Below are 1,492 nucleotides of genomic sequence, written 5' to 3' on the forward strand. Positions count from 1 at the left end.
CGGTCGTGGCGATCTCCATCGCCGGTGGCTATGCTCAGACGCTGAACAAGTATGACGAATACGGCCTGCCCGACGCCGGCAATGTCGGCCGGTTCCAGTAYACCGGCCAGACCTGGATCCCCGAGCTGGGCYTGTACCATTACAAGGCCCGGGTCTATTCTCCGACCCTGGGGCGGTTTCTCCAAACCGACCCCATCGGGTATGGCGATGGGCTCAACTGGTACGCCTATGTCGGCAACGATCCGCTGAATTATCGGGATCCCACGGGCACCCAGGACGAAGTTTCCCCCATTGTGGTCCCGTGGACTGATAGAAGTCTGGCCCAGCGATTTGCTATGCGCGACGCGATGGCGATGGCGAATCTGCTACGCGATGCGACTAGCAACACTGTCGATGCGATTACTGTTACAGCCAAGAAAGCGAAAAAGGCCGTTTGTAAATCACCTTCAATTGGGGGTGCTGTAGGTGTGGACGCTTATGCAATAGCAGGGGCAAGCTTGGGCGGTGGCGCATCGGTTAACCCGCAGAATGGGCAAATTTCCATTTCATTCGATGTTGGCGTCGGCCTGGGAATTGGCGGCGGCGGTCGTATCTCAGCGGGAAAGGCATTTGGCGTCGGTAAGCCGTCGGGTGAGGCGTTGCCCTGGATTGGCGGCGGCATAAATGTGAATGGAACCGGCGTTGTGGGGCCTGTTGGCGCAACGGGATCTTATCAGTTAATTGGATCAAACAAGGGCGATTGGTCAGCGGGTTACACGGGCGGTGTTGAGGCATCTGCAAATGTAAACATCTCGGGTCATGGTCAGATAAATCTTCCTTCTCTGTACAACATCGGGTGCAAATAGAATGCGGAAGGTATTTTTCTGGATCAGCTATTTTGCTCTTCATCTGACGCCGCTCTATGGTGTCGCCACCATAGTCATGGGCGGGTACCATGTTCCGGCCTGGGTTGCTCTGTCTCCGGTATTCTTGATATTTATACCGTCCGCTGCGTACATAATCCTTCTAAAATGCCCAAAGTGCAAAAACCCTATCTATACGATAGATCATATGAAAGCTTCGCCGGGCGGGCTGGGTAAATTCCCAATCCGCGTCTTTCATCACTGTCCAGAGTGCAAACACGTATTGGACTACCGCTGATAAGCTTCATGACCCTCTCGGCCGGCCTCTTCCCGCGCCCGCCAGGGCGTGTGACAGCTCATGGCCAAGGTCTTTGAAAATCGAATCCGCACACTCTCGTGCGCCGCCAAAACCGCCTCAAGGGCCAAATCGGCGCTCCGGGCAAACCTCGCCCGTGTGAGCCGCCGCAAAGCCAGATGGCGTAAGGGAAAATCGCCCGTTGTGCGGCCGGACCGCGTCGGGGGGATCTGTCTCTCCAAACCGACCCCAGCGGCAATGGGGCCAACACCTATTACGCCTATGACGCCGCCAGCCGCCTGCAGACCCTGTCCCTGGACCTGGCCGGCGCTGCCCAGGACCAGACCTACAACTT

The 1,492-nt window shown here is 56.9% G+C and carries 1 protein-coding gene; it reads left to right on the plus strand.

The window, feature by feature from the left end; translation table 11 throughout:
- Nucleotides 1-845, plus strand: an 845-nt coding sequence (locus ASD79_RS23165) for an RHS repeat-associated core domain-containing protein (RefSeq protein ID WP_235524372.1), incomplete at its 5' end; no start/stop codon positions are given.
- Between the last annotated feature and the right edge of the window lie 647 nt (nucleotides 846-1,492).

The sequence above is a fragment of the Caulobacter sp. Root655 genome (assembly GCF_001427665.1).
Classification (GTDB): Bacteria; Pseudomonadota; Alphaproteobacteria; order Caulobacterales; family Caulobacteraceae; genus Caulobacter.